Source organism: Pseudomonas sp. D47, from assembly GCF_045447305.1.
In the GTDB taxonomy this organism is placed as follows: domain Bacteria; phylum Pseudomonadota; class Gammaproteobacteria; order Pseudomonadales; family Pseudomonadaceae; genus Aquipseudomonas.
The window spans coordinates 154,600-172,376 of the sequence record NZ_JBJGXU010000001.1 but is presented as its reverse complement, the minus strand read 5'-3'; the positions used below and the strand labels follow the sequence as shown (position 1 = coordinate 172,376).

The window sequence follows — 17,777 nt, the reverse complement described above, 5'->3', positions numbered from 1 at the left end:
TCGTCATGTACGAATCGATGATGAAAGTGATCACCGGCTACGGCCTGATCAGTGGTTTTGCCGTGATCGGCCTGACCATGTGGGTGTCCTACTGGATCTCCAATAACTTTACCAAAGGCCGTCTGCACGGCTCGGCCATCGCTATTTTGCTTGGGCTGGCGCTGTCCTATGTCGGTGGCGCATTTACCGGTGGCTCCAAAGGGGTGGTGGATATTCCGTTGCTGTCGGGCATCGGCCTGTTGGGCGGTGCGATGCTGCGGGACTTTGCGATTGTCGCCACGGCGTTTGGGGTGAGTGTCGATGAGCTCAAACGCGCCGGCTATGCCGGTGTGCTGGCACTGTTTGTCGGCGTGGGTTCATCATTTATCGCCGGGGTCGGCGTGGCCATGGCGTTCGGTTATACCGATGCGGTGAGTCTGACCACGATCGGTGCTGGCGCCGTGACTTATATTGTCGGGCCGGTCACCGGTGCGGCGATTGGCGCCAGCTCCGAGGTGATGGCGCTGTCCATTGCCGCGGGGTTGATCAAGGCGATTCTGGTGATGGTCATGACGCCGTTCGTGGCGCCGTTTATCGGCCTTAACAACCCTCGCAGCGCAGTGATTTTCGGAGGCTTGATGGGTACGTCCAGCGGCGTGGCCGGCGGGTTAGCGGCAACCGATCCGAAACTGGTGCCGTATGGCTGCCTCACAGCCGCGTTTTATACGGCGCTGGGGTGTTTGCTGGGGCCGTCGTTGTTGTTTCTGATCATGCGTGGCTTGGTGGGTTAGCCGCCCCGATTGGCATACATCCGACACTCGGCCAACAGCGCCAGCAAATTCGGGTCGCGCTCCTTGGCCTTCAAAAACGCCACGCCAATATGCTGCTGCAACCGATACCTGGGTTGCAGCGGTATCAGCTTCACGCGGTTCTCATACACCGCCGCAATCCGCCCCGGCAGCAGCGCATAACCCACGCCCGAACTGACCATGCTCAGCAGCGTGAAGATGTCATTGACCTGCATCGCCACCTTCGGCTCAAACCCCGCCTGCTTGAACACCCGGTTGCCATCCTGATGGGTGGCGAAGCCTTGGGTGAGGGTGATGAAGGTCGCGTCGCGCACGTCGGCCAGGTCGATTTCCTGTTCGCGGTCGAAGGGTGAATCGGCCGGCGTGGCGAGGAATATGTCGTCGGTGAATAGCGCGATCTGTTCGCAATCAGGGTCGTTGGCGCGTTCGTCGAGGGAGATCAGGATCGCGTCCACTTCCATGTTCTTGAGCTTGTAGAGCAGGTCGAAGTTGGAGCCCAGGATCAGGTCGATATTAAGTTCGCTGCGACGGATTTTCAGGCCCATGATCAGCTGCGGTACGGTTTTGACCGTCAGCGAATACAGCGAGCCGAGCTTGAAGCGCTCAGCTGAAAAGCCCGCGGCTTCGCGGGTCAGGCGCACGCTGTCGACCACGTCGGCCACCAGCTTTTGCGCGCGTTCCTCCAACACGTAAGCGCTTTCCAGCGGGGTGAGGTTGCGCCCTTCGTGTTTGAACAAGGGGCAGCGCAGCGCGTTTTCCAGCGAGTGGATGGCGCGGTGCACGCTGACGTTGCTGGTTTGCAGCTCGGCGGCGGCGCGGGCCAGGTTGCCGGTGCGCATGAACGCCAGGAAGATCTCGAGCTTCTTGAGGGTGAATTCTTCGTCGATCAGCATGGCCGTGGCTCTTATTTGAATGCCGTCGATTGTGCCTCTAAAACCAGTTTGCTCCCAGCCATGCACTGCACCGCCACTTGGCATAGGCCAAACCTGCGCACGCGGACATCAATGAGGGGAACAGGTACCGCCTGCACACGGTCACAACCGCACCCGCCAAGCTAAGCAGGCGTCGGCCGAAGAGAATGCCGACGTTGGCGAAGTTGGGGCCCAGGCATGAAGCGAATCATCTATCGGCGTATGCGTTTGGGAAAATGAAAAAAAGGTTGTTACCTGCCGAGCCGCCCAGCGCGTCAGAATGCAGGTAGCACAACCAAGTGGTAACCGTTATTCGAGGTGAGTGACACATGTATCACGGGGAACGATTCAACGCCTGGAGCCATTTGTTCGGGGCGGTTGCAGCTTTTGTGGGGGCAGTGTGGATGTTGGTGGTGGCGAGCCTGGACGGCAGCCCCTGGAAGATCGTCAGCGTGGCGATTTATGGCTTTACGCTGCTGGTGCTGTACAGCGCGTCCACCGTGTACCACAGCGTGCGCGGGCGGCGAAAAGCGATCATGCAGAAGGTCGACCACTTTTCGATCTACCTGCTGATCGCCGGCAGCTACACGCCGTTTTGCCTGGTGACGCTGCGCGGGCCGTGGGGGTGGACGCTGTTCGGGATCGTGTGGGGGCTGGCGGTGATTGGCATCCTGCAAGAGATCAAACCGCGCTCCGAGGCGCGCATTCTGTCGATTGTGATCTACGCGGTGATGGGCTGGATCGTGCTGGTGGCGGTCAAGCCGCTGCTTGCCGCGTTGGGTACGGCGGGCTTTGTGTGGCTGGCCTCGGGCGGGGTGTTGTACACCGTGGGCATCATCTTTTTTGCTCTGGAAGATCGTATGCGCCATTCCCATGGGATCTGGCACTTGTTCGTGATCGGCGGCAGCGTGCTGCATTTTGTGGCGATCATGCATTACGTGCTGTAACAGGCAACGCGGTTAAAAAATGTGGGAGCGGGCTTGCTCGCGAATGCGGTGTATCAGTGACGGATGAAGTGGCTGACACGCCGCATTCGCGAGCAAGCCCGCTCCCACATTAGTTTTGTGGTGTTCTCATAAGCGTTCCAGCAGTTCACGCGCGCGCTTGCCGAAAATCTGCAGCAGGTTCGCCAGCATATGCGGCGGCGGTTCATCGGCGCGGGTCAGCGCGTACAGGGTGATCGGCAGCGGTGGGGTAAGCGTACGGATGCAGGTAGTGGCCGTCGACGCGCCGAGGGCGGTGAACGGGTCGATCACGGTCAAACCGGCGCCGGACTCCACCATGGCCCGGGCCAGGGAATAGGTCTGTACGGAAATGGTCACCCGCGGCGGCGGGTCGACATTTTCCAGGTAACTGTCGAGTTTGGCCGCCAACGGGTCGGCGCTGGACAGGCCAATCAACGGCGCCCCCGCCAGATCGGCCAGTGGCAGTGGTTGGTGCAATTGCGCCTGCGGCCAATAGCCTTTTGAAGCCAACGCCACCAACACCCCATTAGCCAACACTTGCGTGGTCAAGCCGGGGTGGCCGGAGAAGTTGAGGGTCAGCGCCAGGTCGATCTCACGCATCAACAGCTTCTGTACCAACTCGCGGCTGTGGTCGCTGGACAGCTCGCAGGCGATGTCCGGGTAGTCGCGCGTCCACTCCAGAATCGCCGGCGGCAGCAGCGACAGGGCCAGCGCCGGAATGGCGCCTATGCGCACGCTCTGGCCTGGCTCGCGGCGCAAGCTCTTGGCCAGGCGCCGCACACCTTGCAGGCTCTGGGTGACTTTCTCGACTTCGCTTTCCAGCGCCAGGGCTTCCGGGGTGGGCTGCAACTTGCCGCGCACGCGCAGAAACAGCGGGAAACCCAATTGCAGCTCGGCGTGCTGCAACACTTTAGTCACCGCCGGTTGCGAGACGTGCAGCAACTGCGCGGCGGCGCTGACCGAGCCGGTTTGGCGAATAGCCTGGAAGATTTCGATATGACGTAAGCGCATGGCACGTCCATAACCTTTGTTTATAGGTGACCCATCTTTATTCATTGTCGCGGGCCTGTCACCTGGCCCTACGCTTGAGGCCTATTCATTCAACGGTAGGGGCGGGCATGGCCAAGCGCATTTGCATCATCGGCGGTGGCGTCATCGGCTTGGCGACTGCCTACGCGCTGGTGCGTGCCGGGCACGCGGTAACGGTGATCGAGGCGCGCGACAGCCTGGGCAGCGAGACCAGTTTCGCCAACGGTGGGCAATTGTCCTACCGCTACGTCGCGCCGTTGGCCGATAAAGGCGTGCCGCTGCAAGCCCTTGGCTGGCTGCTGCGTGGTGATTCGCCGCTGAAGCTGCGCCCGCGCCTCGACCCGCAGCAATGGCGCTGGATGGCGGCGTTTCTCGGCGCCTGCCGTGGCTCGGTGAACCAGCGTAATGCCGCTCACCTGCTGCGCCTGGCGTCCTTGAGCCAGGCCACCTTGCAACAGTGGCGCGAGGATGACCGCCTGGGCGACTTCGACTGGCGGCGCAACGGCAAGCTGGTGACCTTTCGCAGCGCTGGTACTTTCGACAAGGCACGCAGCAAGGTCACCGATATTCTGCAGCAACAGGTGCTGTTGGCCGCCGACTGCGCGCGCCTGGAACCGGCGTTGGCGGGCGGTGATTTTGTCGGTGGCATCTACACGCCCAATGAAGAAGTCGCGGACTGTCATGCCTTCTGCCAGCGGCTGGCCGCGCGGCTTGAGGCCTCGGGGCTTTGCACCTTTTTGCTGGGGCGCAAGGTCACGCAAATCCGCCACGCCGACGGTGCGGTGCAGGCCATCGTGCTCGGCGATGAAGTGCTGCCGGTGGAACACGTGGTACTGGCGGCCGGGCATCGCAGTGCGCAGTTGGGGTTGCCTGGCCTGTCGCTGCCGCTGTATCCGCTCAAGGGCTACAGCCTGAGCGTGCCGATTGGGGCGCAGCACCAGGCGCCGAGCGTGAGCATCACCGACTATGACCGCAAGATTGTTTATGCGCGGATTGGCGAGCAGCTGCGTGTGGCCGCCATGGTCGATATCGTCGGCTTTGACGCGAGCCTTGAGCCCAAGCGCCTGGCGCTGATCAAACGCCAGGCGCTGGAGACGTTTCCCCATGCCGGCGACTACGCCCACGCTGTCGAATGGGCCGGCATGCGCCCCGCCACGCCAACCGGGGTGCCGCTGATTGGCGCCAGTGCTTATCGCAACCTGTGGCTGAACCTGGGCCACGGCGCGCTCGGCTTTACCCTGGCCTGCGGCAGCGGCCAACTGCTGGCCGAGTTGATCGGCCAGCACGTTCCTTCCATTGATATGCAGGGCCTGACGCCCCGCGCCGCTTGAGGATGCAGCCATGACCATCAACCGAATCAGCAGCAATGAGCGCCTATCTGGCGCCGTCACCTTCAAGGACCTGGTGTTTCTTTCGGGCCAGGTGCCGGGTGAGGGCCAGGATGTGGCCACGCAAACCCGCGAAGTATTGGCCAAGATCGATGCATTGCTGGCGCAAGCCGGCAGTGATAAGGATCACCTGCTCAACGCAACGATTTACCTGAAAAACATCGGTGACGGTTTTGCGCCGATGAATGCAGTGTGGGCCGCGTGGCTGTCGCCAGGCATGGCGCCAACGCGCACGACCTTGCAGGCAGAACTGGCGCGCCCGACTGTGCTGGTGGAAATCAGCGTGATTGCTATCCGTAAATAACCGCAAGACCAACGGAGAATAACAATGAAAAAAATCCTGTTGACCGGCTGCACCCTGGGGCTTTTGTTTGGCGCCCAGGTTCAGGCGACTGAAACCCCGCTGGACGGCACGTTGAGCAAGATCGCCAGTGCCAAGTCCATCACCTTGGGTTATCGCGATGCGTCGGTGCCGTTCTCCTACGTTGGGGATCACAGCGGCAAGCCCATGGGCTATTCGGTCGACCTGGCGAGCAAGATCGTCGAGCGTATCCAGCAGAAAACCGGGCTGGCCAACCTCGGCGTGAAGTACAACCTGGTGACTTCCCAAACCCGTATCCCGCTGGTGCAAAACGGCACGGTGGACCTGGAATGCGGCTCCACCGGCGTGACCGCCGAGCGGCAGAAGCAGGTGGCGTTTTCGTACGGGTTTATCTACGTGAAGGGCCAGTTGCTGACCGCCAAGGACAGCGGGATTCAAGGCTTTGAAGACCTCAAAGGCAAGAATGTGGTGACCACCGCCGGCACCACTAACGAACGCTTTCTGAAGAGCTATAACGCCGAACACAAGGCCAATATGTTTGTGATCAGCGCCAAGGACCACGGCGAAGCCTTCAAGATGCTCGAGACCGGACGTGCGGTGGCGTTTTACATGGATGACGCGTTGCTCTACGGCGAGCGCGCCAAGGCGCGTGACCCGCATCGCTGGGTGGTGGTGGGCAAGGAGCAGTCGCGGGAGATCTACAGTTGCATGGTGCGCAAGGACGACCCGCAGTTTCTCGCGGTGGTCAACGAAACACTCGGCGACCTGTATCGCTCCGGGGAGATCAACGGAATTTACCAGCGTTGGTTTGAACAGCCGATTCCGCCCAAGGGCTTGAACCTGGAATTCCCGATGACGGCTGAGTTGAAGGCGATTATTGCCAAGCCGGTCAGTGATCCGGTGGACTGACAGCCCGGTTCAAAATGTGGGAGCAGGCAAGCCAGCTCCCACAGTTGAATGGGGTTCACACGGCAGGACTAGAAGTCGCCCCAGAGTTGCTGTGCGACGGCCAGCGCCACCACTGGCGCTGTTTCAGTGCGCAGCACCCGCGGGCCGAGGCGGGCGGCGTGGAAACCGGCGCCTTGGGCAGTTTGGACTTCGTTATCGGTCAACCCACCTTCAGGCCCGATCAGGAACGCCAGGCTCGCAGGCTTGGCATGGCTGATCATCGGCTCGGCCACTGGGTGCAGCACCAGTTTCAAATCGGCCTCGGCCTGCTTTAACCAGTCCGCCAGCAGCAGCGGCGGGTGAATCACCGGCACCGTTGAGCGCCCGCATTGCTCACACGCACTGATTGCCACCTGGCGCCAGTGCAGCAGGCGTTTGTCGGCGCGTTCGTCCTTGAGGCGTACTTCGCAGCGGTCGCTGAAGATCGGCGTGATTTCATTCACGCCCAGTTCGGTGGCTTTCTGGATCGCCCAATCCATCCGCTCGCCCCGGGACAAGCCCTGGCCGAGGTGGATGTGCAGCGGCGATTCGGTCTGGCCTGCGAAGCTTTCGGTGAGTTGCACGCTGACACGTTTTTTACCAACCTCCAGCAACGTGCCCAAAAACTCCTGGCCGGAGCCGTCAAACAGTTGCACGGCATCGCCTTCGCCCATGCGCAATACGCGGCTGATGTAATGCGCCTGGGCTTCGGGCAGTTCGTGCTCGCCGAGGCTCAGCGGGGTGTCGGTGAAAAAGCGGGACAGTCTCATTTCTGTTCTCTGGAGAAGGTTGTGCACAGCGGACGCGCAGCGTCTTGGGCTGCATTCCCACGCAGAGCGTGGGAAGGATCGTTGGGACCGTCAGCCTGGATCGCGGAAGCCTGGGTGGAAGTCTTTGGGCACCGCAACGCTGACTTTACTGTTGGTGGCGATATCGATGCCTTCGCTGGCCACTTCGGCCAGAAAGTCGATCTGCTCCGGTGTGATCACATACGGCGGCAGGAAATACACCACGCTGCCCAACGGCCGCAACAGTGCGCCGCGCTCCAACGCGTGTTCGAACACCTTCAGGCCACGGCGCTCCTGCCACGGGTAGGCGGTCTTGGTGGCTTTGTCCTGCACCATCTCGATGGCCAGCACCATGCCGGTCTGGCGCACTTCCGACACGTGCGGGTGGTCCACCAGGTGTGCGGTGGCCGTGGCCATGCGCTGGGCCAGGGCCTTGTTATTTTCGATGACGTTGTCTTCTTCGAAAATATCCAGGGTCGCCAGCGCCGCAGCACACGCCAGCGGGTTGCCGGTGTAGCTGTGGGAGTGCAGGAAGGCGCGCAGGGTTGGGTAGTCGTCGTAGAAAGCGTCGTAGACATCGTCGGTGGTGACCACCGCCGCCAGCGGCAAATAGCCGCCGGTGAGGGCCTTGGACAAGCACAGGAAATCCGGGCGGATGCCGGCCTGTTCACAGGCGAACATCGTGCCGGTGCGGCCAAAGCCCACGGCGATTTCGTCGTGTATCAGGTGCACGCCGTATTTGTCGCAGGCTTCGCGCAGCAGCTTGAGGTACACCGGGTGGTACATGCGCATGCCGCCGGCGCCTTGGATCAGCGGTTCGAGGATAACGGCGGCGACGCTGTCGTGGTTCTCGGCCAGGGTCTGTTCCATGGCCAGGAACATGTTGCGCGAGTGCTCTTCCCAGCTCATGCCCTCGGGGCGCAGGTAGCAATCCGGGCTGGGCACTTTAATAGTGTCCAGCAGCAGTGCTTTGTAGGTTTCAGTAAACAGCGGCACGTCGCCCACCGACATCGCGGCGATAGTTTCGCCGTGGTAGCCGTTGGTCAGGGTCACGAAGCGCTTTTTGTTCGGCAGGCCGCGGTTGAGCCAGTAGTGAAAGCTCATCTTCAGCGCGACTTCGATGCACGACGAACCGTTATCGGCATAGAAGCAGCGGGTCAGGCCTTCGGGCGTCATTTTGACCAAGCGCTCGGACAGCTCGATCACCGGCTGGTGGCTGAAACCGGCGAGGATCACGTGTTCCAGCTGATCAACTTGATCTTTGATGCGCTGGTTGATGCGCGGGTTGGCGTGGCCGAACACATTGACCCACCAGGAACTGACGGCGTCGAGGTAGCGCTTGCCTTCGAAGTCTTCCAGCCATACGCCTTCACCGCGTTTGATCGGGATCAGCGGCAATTGCTGGTGGTCTTTCATCTGGGTGCAGGGATGCCACAGCACCGCGAGGTCGCGTTGCATCCACTGGTTGTTCAAGCCCATCGTCTATCTCCTCGAAGCGGTCCTGCGGCCTGCGCAGGTGAAACAATCGCGCAAGCCTATGCAATGGTCGGCTGTGTCACAACCCATTACGGATAAATTCGTAGTAAACGCAGGACGGTCTGTCACGTTTCTTAGCAATAGTCCTTAATCCATTGTTAACGTACTGTGCATAACCTCTTGATCGTATTTCTCGATATTTCAAAGCGAAATTTTGAGCTTTAATTCGATAGGTAAATCGCTAGTCTTGGGCACAGTTCTTACGGGATTTGGAACATGCAGCTACGTAATTCACCGGCCCGCTATGGCTGGGTCAGTATGGTTTTGCACTGGGGTGTGGCCCTGGTGGTGTTCAGTTTGTTCGCCTTGGGCCTGTGGATGGTCGGTCTCGACTACTACAGCGCCTGGCGCAAAGACGCGCCCGACCTGCACAAGAGCATTGGCATCACGCTGTTCGCCATCATGCTGGTGCGCATCGTCTGGCGTCTGGTCAGCCCACCGCCACCACCGCTGGCCAGTTACAGCCGCTTGACCCGCATGGGGGCCGCGTTTGGCCATGTTTTTCTTTATCTCGGGCTGTTTGCCGTGATGATTGCCGGTTACCTGATTTCCACCGCAGACGGTGTCGGTATTCCGGTATTTGGCCTGTTTGAAATCCCTGCCGTGGTTTCCGGGCTACCGGACCAGGCAGACACCGCCGGCGTGGTGCACCTGTACCTCGCCTGGGTGTTGGTGGTCTTCGCCGGTTTGCACGGCGTGGCTGCGTTGAAACACCACTTTATCGATCGTGATGCGACCCTCAACCGAATGCTGGGGCGCAAAGCCTGATGTTCAACCTCGACTCATAAGGAATAGAAAGCATGTTGAAAAAGACTCTCGCTGCTCTGGCACTTGGTACTGCTCTGCTGTCTGCAGGTCAGGTCATGGCCGCTGACTACAAGATCGATAAGGAAGGCCAGCACGCCTTCATCGACTGGAAAATCAGCCACCTTGGCTACAGCTTCATCCACGGTACCTTCAAGGACTGGGATGGTTCGTTCAGCTGGGATGCCGCCAAGCCTGAAGCCAGCAAAATCGCCGTCGACGTGAAAACCGCCAGCCTGTGGTCCAACCACGCAGAGCGTGACAAGCACATCGCCAGCAAAGATTTCCTGGACGTCGCCAAGTTCGCTGATGCCAAGTTCGTGTCTACCGCGGTTAAATCAACCGGCGAAAAAACTGCTGACGTGACCGGCGACCTGACCTTTCATGGCGTGACCAAACCTGTGACCTTCAAGGCCACTTTCAACGGTGAAGGCAAAGACCCATGGGGCGGCGAACGTGCTGGCTTCAACGCCACCACCACGCTGAACCTGAACGACTTCGGCGTCAAAGGCCCAGGCCCGACTTCCCAGACCGTGGACCTGGACATCTCGCTGGAAGGTGTCAAAGCGAAGTAATTACTTTCGCTGCTTCACACTCAAAACGCCGACCTCAGGGTCGGCGTTTTACTGTCTGCCTGCTTATAAACTGGCCTTATAGATCACCACTTGCTCTTTGAGCCAGGTGTGCAGCGAGGTTAACTGCGCTGAATGTTTACTGCCGACCGGCCAGACCAGAAAGTAGCGTGAAGTGTGCACCGGTTCGATATCGGTGAGCCTGACCAAGTCCCCACGTTGAATCAGTGAGTGAGCAATCGAGCGGCGGGTCAGCGCGACGCCGTACCCCAGCCTGACCGCTTCAAGCATCAACGTAGAGTCGGTGAACTCCAGCGAGGCTTGAGGGCGTTGTTCTTCCGCGCCGGCTGCGCCGAGCCAAATTGGCCAGCTTTCACTGGCGTGCAGCAGTGGCTGCTCCAGGATGGCTTGCGCAGTGTCGGGCAACACGCCGTGATTGAAGTCGCGCGCGGCGACCACCAGCAATGAGTCATCCATCAGCGTTTCGCAATGCACATCGGGCCATTGCCCATGGCCGAAGCGGATGGCGCAGTCGAGCGGGCCCTGCCCGAAGCTGGCGAACTCCATGCCCGACTCCAATCTCAGGTGCAGTTCGGGGTGGGCGCTTCTGAAATCATGCAAACGCGGCAGCAACCAATGCATGGCATAGGAGGGCAGCACCGACACGGTCAGTTGCGGGTGCTTGGTCTTCGCCAGGAGCTTTTCCGTGACGCCTGCGATCTCGCCCAGTGCTTGCCTGATCTGGTAGGCATACACACGTCCCTCATCAGTCAGTATCAGGGAGCGTTTGTTGCGCATCACCAAGGCGATACCCAAATACTCCTCGAGAGAGCGAATCTGGTGGCTGACCGCACTGTGGGTCACATGCAGTTCAATCGCTGCCAGGTTCACCTTGCCCAGTCGAGCCAATGCCTCGAATGCACGTAACGCGGCGAGAGGAGGGAGTTTCATTGTGTGAATTCCTTTCACATAAAAACCCAATAATAGCCGCTATACGTGAAATAAAGGGACTAACGATAATGCGCGACCGGTTATTTATTTAAATAGCCCTGTGTTGAAATCGGGAGTTTTGAATCGTGATAGATGAAATTCAGGCGTTTCTGAAAGACTACTTTGATGTGTTGCAAACCCAGGACTTGAACAAGTTCGATCAGGTGTTTCACCGTGGCTGCGTGCTCTATAGCGCGCAGAATGCGGACGTGGTTGTGCGGCCTTTTGCTGAGTATCGCGCCATGGTTCAAGGCCGTAAGTCGCCCTATGAGGGCGGTTTTCCGCAACTTGATGAAGTGCTGATGATTGACGTGATGTCCTCGGAAATGGCCATCGTGAAGGTGCGCCTGCGCTTGTTCAATAATGTAATGGTCGACTATTTGAATCTTATGAAAGTTGAGGGGCGCTGGATGATCTTCGCCAAACTTTTTCATAAGGCGGGTGACGCGACTGAACAATAACTTAACCGCCGGATGCAAAAACGCCCCGATTAATCGGGGCGTTTTTTTTTTGCCGTCTAAAACTCAGCGGTTGCGGGTGAGCAGCGCTGGTTTTTCACCACGAGGGCGGCCTGGCAACTGATCCAGCTGCTCAGGTGTCGGGAAGCGGTCAGCTTTCGACTCCTTGTGGATGATCTTCGGCGCCGGGCCACCGCGCGGGTTCTGCACGGCGGGTTCGGACAGACTCGGCTGCTCATCACGGGCTGGGCGGCGGTTGTTGCTGCGCGAATCGTCGCGACGAGCTTGGCCGTCACGTGGCGCACCGCTACGTGGACCGCTGCGCTTGGCAGGCGGAGTGCCGGTGGTGCCGCCGCTGCTGTTGCGCGGAGCATTCTGACGACCGCCCTGTGGCTGGCCGCCACGTGGAGCGCCGGAACCTGTGCCCGCGCCCGGCGCTGGTGCACCTGGACGACGGCCACGGCCCTGGGCCGGCTTGGCCTGGGGCACGTAGTCGACGCGGTTACCGAAGTTATCCACGTCGTCGTCGAGGAACTCGTCCGGCGCGCGGTCGGCTGTGGCGCGTGGCGGCTGGCTCGGCTGGCGCTGTTCGCGGGCCGGGGTGCCTTCACGGGGCTTTTGCTCACGGGCTGGGCGTTCGCCACGGCCGTTGGTAGGCGCTTTTTCCTTGCCGCCTTTGTCTTTGCCCTTATCGCGACGACCACCGCCACCACCGCCGCCGTTCGGGCCATCGCCCTTCGGACCGCGTGGGTTGCGTGGGTTGCGCACATCCGGACGCTCGCGCACTTCAGGCTTCTCAGCCTCAACGGCGCTTGAGTCGAAGCCCATCAGGTCGCCGTCGGCGATTTTCTGCTTGGTCATGCGCTCGATGCTTTTCAGCAGCTTTTCTTCGTCCGGTGCGACCAGGGAAATGGCCTCGCCCGAACGACCAGCCCGGCCGGTACGGCCGATACGGTGCACATAGTCTTCGTCGACGTTTGGCAGTTCGAAGTTGACCACGTGTGGCAACTGGTCGATATCCAGGCCGCGGGCGGCGATATCGGTGGCAACCAGGATGCGCACTTCACCGGCCTTGAAGTCAGCCAGGGCTTTGGTGCGCGCGTTCTGGCTCTTGTTGCCGTGGATGGCGACGGCGGTGAGGCCGTGCTTGTCCAGGTACTCGGCCAGGCGGTTGGCGCCGTGCTTGGTGCGGGTGAACACCAGCACCTGTTCCCAGGCGCCTGCGGTGATCAGGTGGGCCAGCAGCGAACGCTTGTGGCTGGCGGCCAGGCGGAAGACACGCTGCTCGATACGCTCAACCGTGGTGTTCGGCGGCGTGACTTCAATGCGCTCTGGGTTGTGCAACAACTTGCCCGCCAAAGCGGTGATGTCGTTGGAGAACGTGGCCGAGAACAGCAGGTTCTGACGTTTGGCCGGCAGGCGCGCGAGGACCTTTTTCACGTCATGGACAAAGCCCATGTCGAGCATACGGTCGGCTTCGTCCAGCACGAGGATTTCCACGTGGGACAAGTCAACGCTGCCTTGGCCGCACAGGTCGAGCAAGCGACCCGGGCAGGCGACCAGCACGTCAACACCGCGGGACATGGCCTGGACCTGTGGGTTCATGCCGACGCCGCCGAAGATGCAGGCGCTGACGAACTTCAAGTCGCGGGCATACAGCTTGAAGCTGTCGTGCACTTGGGCAGCGAGTTCGCGGGTAGGGGTCAGGACCAGTACGCGCGGTTGGCGCGGGCCGTGACGCTGGGATTTGTCCGGGTGACCGTTGGGGAACAAGCGCTCCAGAATCGGGAGGGCGAAACCACCGGTTTTACCAGTACCTGTCTGAGCCGCAACCATCAGGTCGCGACCTTGCAACACGGCGGGAATGGCCCGCTGTTGCACCGGAGTAGGCTCGGTATAGCCCGCCGCCTCGATGGCGCGGACTAAAGCCTCGGAGAGACCGAGGGAAGCAAAGGACATGAGTAATCCTGTTTTAGTTAGGGCTTGGCCCAAAGGGATAATCTTGCCGGGCGTGAATGGCGCTTAGGGGAGCGCAACCCCGTCCGGTCCTGCTGCGTCTGGCGGGCACTCCACTGGCTCGCGCGGGCTGAAAGCTGCGCAGTAGCTAGGTTAGGTGCCTTTTTCAAGACCTCAGCGGCCGGGCGTGAGCCTGGCGGAAAGGTCGGAGTATAACAGAGCAATCACGGCGCGCCGCTTTCCTGCTGCTCAACGGTGTGTTCTGAGGCCGTAATCGCTTGAATTCCGCCATATTTGGCGCTCAAGGCGGCGTAGGTGGGCTCTTGTTTAAAGCGCTTGAGCTCGGCGGCGAAGCGTTGCACCAGCAGGTCCATGCCCGCGCCACGGCGCACGGCGAGAAATTGCGGCTGGCGGCTGACCACGAGGGGCGCCTGGCTGACCTTGCCTTCCAGGCCCATGGCCTTGATCACATGCTGGCCGACCCGGCGGTCCGTGATCACCAGATCGACACGCCCCAGCGACAGTTTGCCGAAGTTGGCTTCATGGCTGGGCGCAGGCTCGCGGTTGAACAGGGTGGAGTCGCTGAAGGCGTCGCCATACAGGTAGCCCGGCGAATTGCCGACAGTCAGCCCGCGCAGGTCGTCGAGGGTTTCGGCCGGGTGAGGGCGGTCGTTGGCGTAGAACAGTACGAACTCGACGTCCGACAGCGGCTCGCTGGGGTAAAGCAGCAGGGCGTCGCGCTCATGGCTGTGGAAAATGTCCAGCGCGCCATCGGCGTGGCCTTGCTCGAGCATGGCCAGGCAGCGTTTCCAGGGCAGGAATTGCCACTCCACGTCCACGCCCAGGCGCTGGAACACGATCACCGTGGTTTCATAATCCAGGCCGCGCATGCTGCCGTTATCGTCGTACACATAAGGTGCCCAGGGCTCGGTGACAATGCGCAGTTTCTCGCCGTAAGCGGTGAAGCTCAGGCAAGTAAAAAGCACAGCGGTCAACAGCTTAAGAATGACGGGCATACCCTGAGGTTACGATGCTAGAGCGCTAAAGAGAAGCTCTGGCACGAGCATTTGCGAGCGAGTCGATGCGGCGTATTTAAAACTAAAAGGCCCTCGTATTGACGAGGGCCCTTGAGTAACGGAGCAAGCCTTAGCGCGGCAGTTTGAGGTTGTTCCAGATGGCCAGGCTAGGCTCAGCCTGGTTCAGGGTGTAGAAGTGCAACCCTGGTGCGCCACCTTGCAGCAGTTGTTCGCACATCTGGCTGATAACCTGCTCGCCGAATGCCTGGATGCTCTTGACGTCATCGCCATAGGCTTCCAGTTGCTTGCGCACCCAGCGTGGGATTTCAGCACCGCAAGCGTCGGAGAAGCGCGCCAGCTTGCTGTAGTTGGTGATCGGCATGATGCCCGGCACGATCGGGATGTTCACACCCATGGCCCGTACACGCTCGACGAAGTAGAAGTAGCTGTCGGCGTTGAAGAAGTACTGGGTGATCGCGCTGTTGGCGCCGGCGTTGGCCTTGCGCACGAAGTTCTGCAGATCGTCTTCGAAATTGCGTGCCTGGGGGTGCATCTCCGGGTAAGCCGCCACTTCGATATGGAAGTGATCGCCGCTCTCTTCACGGATGAAACTCACCAGGTCATTGGCGTAGCGCAGCTCGCCGCTGGCCATGCCCATGCCGGACGGCAAGTCACCACGCAGGGCGACGATGCGCTTGATGCCGGCTTGTTTGTACTGGGTCAGCAGGCTGCGCAGGTCGGCCTTGCTGTCGCCTACGCACGACAAGTGCGGAGCGGCGGGAATTTTGACTTCGCTTTCCAGCTGCAACACGGTGTTGATCGTGCGATCACGGGTAGAGCCGCCGGCGCCGTAGGTGCAGGAGAAGAAGTCGGGGTTGTAGCTGGCCAACTGCTTGGCAGTCGCCATCAGTTTTTCATGCCCAGCATCGGTCTTGGTCGGGAAGAACTCGAAGCTGTAGCGACGGTCTTGGGACATGGTCGTACCTATGGAAACTCAGAATACCGGTGTGAGAGCGGGCTTGCCCGCGATGCAGTCACCTCGGTGTTTCAGTCATACCGAGGCGATGCTATCGCAGGCAAGCCAGCGCCCACAAAAGCCAGCTCCCCTATGGAAGCTGGCACTAGGCCGATCAGTAGCGGTAAGCGTGCGGCTTGAACGGACCTTCGACGGTCACGCCGATGTAGTCGGCCTGGGTCTTGGTCAGTTGAGTCACCACGCCGCCGAAGCCGCGGACCATTTCCAGGGCCACTTCTTCGTCGAGTTTCTTCGGCAGCACTTCCACGGTCAGGCGCTCGGCTTTCTGGGCTGGCGACAGGTCGGCGTACTTCTGGTCGAACAGGAAGATTTGCGCCAGTACCTGGTTGGCGAACGAGCCGTCCATGATGCGGCTTGGGTGGCCGGTGGCGTTGCCCAGGTTAACCAGGCGGCCTTCAGCCAGCAGGATCAGGTAGTCGTCGTTCTGTGGGTCGAAATCACCCGCACCGGTACGGTGAACCTTGTGTACCTGTGGCTTCACTTCTTCCCATGCCCAGTTTTTGCGCATGAAAGCGGTGTCGATTTCGTTGTCGAAGTGACCGATGTTGCACACCACGGCGCGCTTTTTCAGGGCCTTGAGCATGTTCGCGTCGCAAACATTGACGTTACCGGTGGTGGTCACGATCAGGTCGATCTTGCCCAGCAGGGCCTTGTCGATGCTGGCTGCAGTGCCGTCGTTGATGCCGTCGATGAACGGCGAAACCACTTCGAAACCGTCCATGCAGGCTTGCATGGCGCAGATCGGGTCAACTTCGGAGACCTTAACGATCATGCCTTCCTGACGCAGGGACTGGGACGAACCCTTGCCCACGTCACCGTAGCCGATCACCAGGGCTTGTTTGCCCGACAGCAGGTGGTCGGTACCGCGCTTGATCGCATCGTTCAGGCTGTGACGGCAGCCGTACTTGTTGTCGTTCTTGCTCTTGGTCACCGAGTCGTTGACGTTGATGGCCGGGATTTTCAGCTCGCCCTTGGCCAGCATGTCCAGCAGGCGGTGCACGCCGGTGGTGGTTTCTTCGGTCACGCCGTGGACGCGGTCGAGAATCTGCGGGTACTTCTTGTGCAGCAGCTCGGTCAGGTCGCCGCCGTCGTCGAGGATCATGTTGGCGTCCCATGGCTTGCCATCTTTCAAGATGGTTTGCTCCAGGCACCACTCGTACTCTTCTTCGGTCTCGCCTTTCCAGGCATAAACCGCGATACCGGCAGCAGCGATAGCGGCAGCGGCCTGGTCTTGAGTCGAGAAAATGTTGCAGGACGACCAACGCACTTCGGCGCCCAGGGCAACCAGGGTTTCGATCAGTACGGCAGTCTGGATGGTCATGTGGATGCAGCCGAGGATCTTCGCGCCTTTGAGCGGAAGCTCTGCGGCGTACTTGCGGCGCAGGCCCATCAAGGCAGGCATTTCGGATTCGGCGATAAAGGTTTCGCGACGGCCCCAGGCAGCGAGGGACATGTCGGCGACTTTGTAGTCGTTGAAATCTGCAGGCGTAATTACAGCGCTCATGAAGAGCCTCCATTCGTAGTGTGCGAATGGGCGCCGTTGTGCGTTTAGTATCCAGCCAGTAACCAGGCTGGACAACGCCCGATCCGAGCCTGACAGGTTGAACCTGCTGCAGCGCCCCTCGGACAGGTGGCGGGAGAACGGAATAGCCGTTCGAAATCGGAGACGATTATAGCTTTCTTTGTCCGGCTAGTGGCAAGCGACAAGCTACAAGCGGCAAGTTAAAACGATTTGGCTTTTACTTGCAGCTTGTCGCTTAAAACTTGAAGCTGGGGCCATTACTCTATCTCCCAAGCACCTCAACCCCGGAGCCCCCATGAACTTCCACACCCGCAAATGGGTAAAACCTGAAGACCTCAACCCCAACGGCACCCTGTTCGGCGGCAGCTTGCTGCGCTGGATCGATGAAGAAGCGGCCATTTATGCGATTGTCCAATTGGGCAACCAGCGGGTGGTGACCAAGTACATCTCCGAAATCAACTTCGTCAGCGCCTCGCGCCAGGGCGATATCATCGAGCTGGGCATCACCGCCACCGAGTTCGGCCGCACCTCGATCACCCTGACCTGCGAAGTGCGCAACAAGATCACCCGCAAGAGCATTTTGACCGTGGAAAAAATGGTCTTCGTCAACCTGGGTGAAGACGGCTTGCCGGCGCCCCACGGCCGTACCGAGATCAAGTACGTGAAAGACCAGTTTCAAGAAGACGGCATCAAAGACTAATCGTGTGGCTGACCAGTGAACGCTCTTGATGGGCGACAGGTCGTACCTGAACAACACCCCCGTTCAGGT

General features: G+C 60.2%; 18 protein-coding genes and 1 riboswitch. Of the genes, 9 read left to right on the top strand and 9 right to left on the bottom strand.

The genetic code is table 11. The annotated features are described in order from the left end of the window. The first annotated feature begins 5 nt into the window (after window positions 1-5). Window positions 6-770 (top strand): malonate transporter subunit MadM, encoded by a 765-nt coding sequence (madM, locus tag ACI77I_RS00760; protein WP_094949235.1) that lies wholly within the window; start codon window positions 6-8, stop codon window positions 768-770. Here madM and ACI77I_RS00755 read toward each other — a convergent pair. Then, window positions 767-1,681 carry a LysR substrate-binding domain-containing protein gene (locus ACI77I_RS00755; protein WP_094949136.1) on the bottom strand — a complete coding sequence of 305 codons (915 nt, stop codon included), beginning with the start codon at window positions 1,679-1,681 and terminating at the stop codon, window positions 767-769. The two genes, madM and ACI77I_RS00755, sit on opposite strands and share 4 nt — an antisense overlap. A gap of 347 nt (window positions 1,682-2,028) precedes the next feature. On the opposite strand from ACI77I_RS00755, the gene ACI77I_RS00750 reads away from it, so the two are divergent. After that, window positions 2,029-2,646 carry a hemolysin III family protein gene (locus ACI77I_RS00750; protein WP_094949135.1) on the top strand — a complete coding sequence of 206 codons (618 nt, stop codon included), beginning with the start codon at window positions 2,029-2,031 and terminating at the stop codon, window positions 2,644-2,646. Window positions 2,647-2,772: 126 nt separating this feature from the next. Here the strand turns inward: ACI77I_RS00750 and ACI77I_RS00745 are convergent, their stop codons facing one another. Continuing rightward, window positions 2,773-3,675: a LysR family transcriptional regulator gene (locus ACI77I_RS00745; RefSeq protein WP_094949134.1), complete on the bottom strand. Its 903-nt coding sequence runs from the start codon at window positions 3,673-3,675 to the stop codon at window positions 2,773-2,775. Window positions 3,676-3,758: 83 nt separating this feature from the next. Here ACI77I_RS00745 and ACI77I_RS00740 point away from each other — a divergent pair, with 83 nt between their 5' ends. The 3 genes from ACI77I_RS00740 to ACI77I_RS00730 are packed head-to-tail and all read left to right on the top strand — an operon-like array spanning window position 3,759 to window position 6,312. Further along, window positions 3,759-5,024: a D-amino acid dehydrogenase gene (locus ACI77I_RS00740; RefSeq protein ID WP_406996931.1), complete on the top strand. Its 1,266-nt coding sequence runs from the start codon at window positions 3,759-3,761 to the stop codon at window positions 5,022-5,024. A gap of 10 nt (window positions 5,025-5,034) precedes the next feature. After that, window positions 5,035-5,385: a RidA family protein gene (locus ACI77I_RS00735; protein ID WP_094949132.1), complete on the top strand. Its 351-nt coding sequence runs from the start codon at window positions 5,035-5,037 to the stop codon at window positions 5,383-5,385. A gap of 24 nt (window positions 5,386-5,409) precedes the next feature. After that, a complete protein-coding gene (locus tag ACI77I_RS00730) occupies window positions 5,410-6,312 on the top strand; it encodes a transporter substrate-binding domain-containing protein (protein WP_094949131.1) in 903 nt (300 codons plus the stop codon). 68 nt (window positions 6,313-6,380) lie between these two features. Here ACI77I_RS00730 and ACI77I_RS00725 read toward each other — a convergent pair whose 3' ends face one another. Both ACI77I_RS00725 and ACI77I_RS00720 read right to left on the bottom strand, forming a co-directional pair. Then, complete coding sequence (locus ACI77I_RS00725; RefSeq protein ID WP_406996795.1) at window positions 6,381-7,100, bottom strand: 16S rRNA (uracil(1498)-N(3))-methyltransferase; 720 nt, start codon at window positions 7,098-7,100, stop codon at window positions 6,381-6,383. A gap of 90 nt (window positions 7,101-7,190) precedes the next feature. After that, window positions 7,191-8,597 (bottom strand): adenosylmethionine--8-amino-7-oxononanoate transaminase, encoded by a 1,407-nt coding sequence (locus ACI77I_RS00720; protein ID WP_242153210.1) that lies wholly within the window; start codon window positions 8,595-8,597, stop codon window positions 7,191-7,193. 273 nt (window positions 8,598-8,870) lie between these two features. Here ACI77I_RS00720 and ACI77I_RS00715 point away from each other — a divergent pair, with 273 nt between their 5' ends. Then, window positions 8,871-9,422 (top strand): cytochrome b, encoded by a 552-nt coding sequence (locus ACI77I_RS00715; protein WP_094949128.1) that lies wholly within the window; start codon window positions 8,871-8,873, stop codon window positions 9,420-9,422. A gap of 32 nt (window positions 9,423-9,454) precedes the next feature. Beyond that, window positions 9,455-10,033, top strand: a complete 579-nt coding sequence (locus tag ACI77I_RS00710; protein ID WP_094949127.1) for a YceI family protein — start codon at window positions 9,455-9,457, stop codon at window positions 10,031-10,033. Window positions 10,034-10,096: 63 nt separating this feature from the next. Here ACI77I_RS00710 and ACI77I_RS00705 read toward each other — a convergent pair whose 3' ends face one another. Beyond that, entirely contained in the window at window positions 10,097-10,981 is an 885-nt protein-coding gene (locus tag ACI77I_RS00705; RefSeq protein WP_094949126.1) for a LysR substrate-binding domain-containing protein, read from the bottom strand. A 125-nt stretch (window positions 10,982-11,106) separates the two neighbouring features. On the opposite strand from ACI77I_RS00705, the gene ACI77I_RS00700 reads away from it, so the two are divergent. Then, window positions 11,107-11,481 carry a nuclear transport factor 2 family protein gene (locus ACI77I_RS00700; RefSeq protein WP_218193655.1) on the top strand — a complete coding sequence of 125 codons (375 nt, stop codon included), beginning with the start codon at window positions 11,107-11,109 and terminating at the stop codon, window positions 11,479-11,481. A gap of 63 nt (window positions 11,482-11,544) precedes the next feature. On the opposite strand, the gene ACI77I_RS00695 is transcribed toward ACI77I_RS00700, so the two are convergent. The 4 genes from ACI77I_RS00695 to ahcY form a co-directional block, all read right to left on the bottom strand. Then, on the bottom strand, window positions 11,545-13,437 hold the full coding sequence (locus ACI77I_RS00695) for a DEAD/DEAH box helicase (RefSeq protein WP_094949124.1): 1,893 nt from the start codon (window positions 13,435-13,437) through the stop codon (window positions 11,545-11,547). A 221-nt stretch (window positions 13,438-13,658) separates the two neighbouring features. Beyond that, entirely contained in the window at window positions 13,659-14,450 is a 792-nt protein-coding gene (locus ACI77I_RS00690) for an ABC transporter substrate-binding protein (protein ID WP_094949123.1), read from the bottom strand. Between the two features lie 130 nt (window positions 14,451-14,580). Next, the gene (gene metF, locus ACI77I_RS00685) at window positions 14,581-15,426 is read right to left on the bottom strand and encodes a methylenetetrahydrofolate reductase [NAD(P)H] (RefSeq protein WP_242153206.1); all 846 of its coding nucleotides are present in this window, start codon (window positions 15,424-15,426) and stop codon (window positions 14,581-14,583) included. 154 nt (window positions 15,427-15,580) lie between these two features. After that, on the bottom strand, window positions 15,581-16,990 hold the full coding sequence (gene ahcY / locus ACI77I_RS00680) for an adenosylhomocysteinase (protein ID WP_094949121.1): 1,410 nt from the start codon (window positions 16,988-16,990) through the stop codon (window positions 15,581-15,583). Window positions 16,991-17,011: 21 nt separating this feature from the next. Further along, a riboswitch (S-adenosyl-L-homocysteine riboswitch) is annotated at window positions 17,012-17,116 on the bottom strand. Window positions 17,117-17,303: 187 nt separating this feature from the next. Here ahcY and ACI77I_RS00675 point away from each other — a divergent pair. Further along, on the top strand, window positions 17,304-17,708 hold the full coding sequence (locus tag ACI77I_RS00675) for an acyl-CoA thioesterase (protein WP_064454506.1): 405 nt from the start codon (window positions 17,304-17,306) through the stop codon (window positions 17,706-17,708). Window positions 17,709-17,777: the final 69 nt, after the last annotated feature.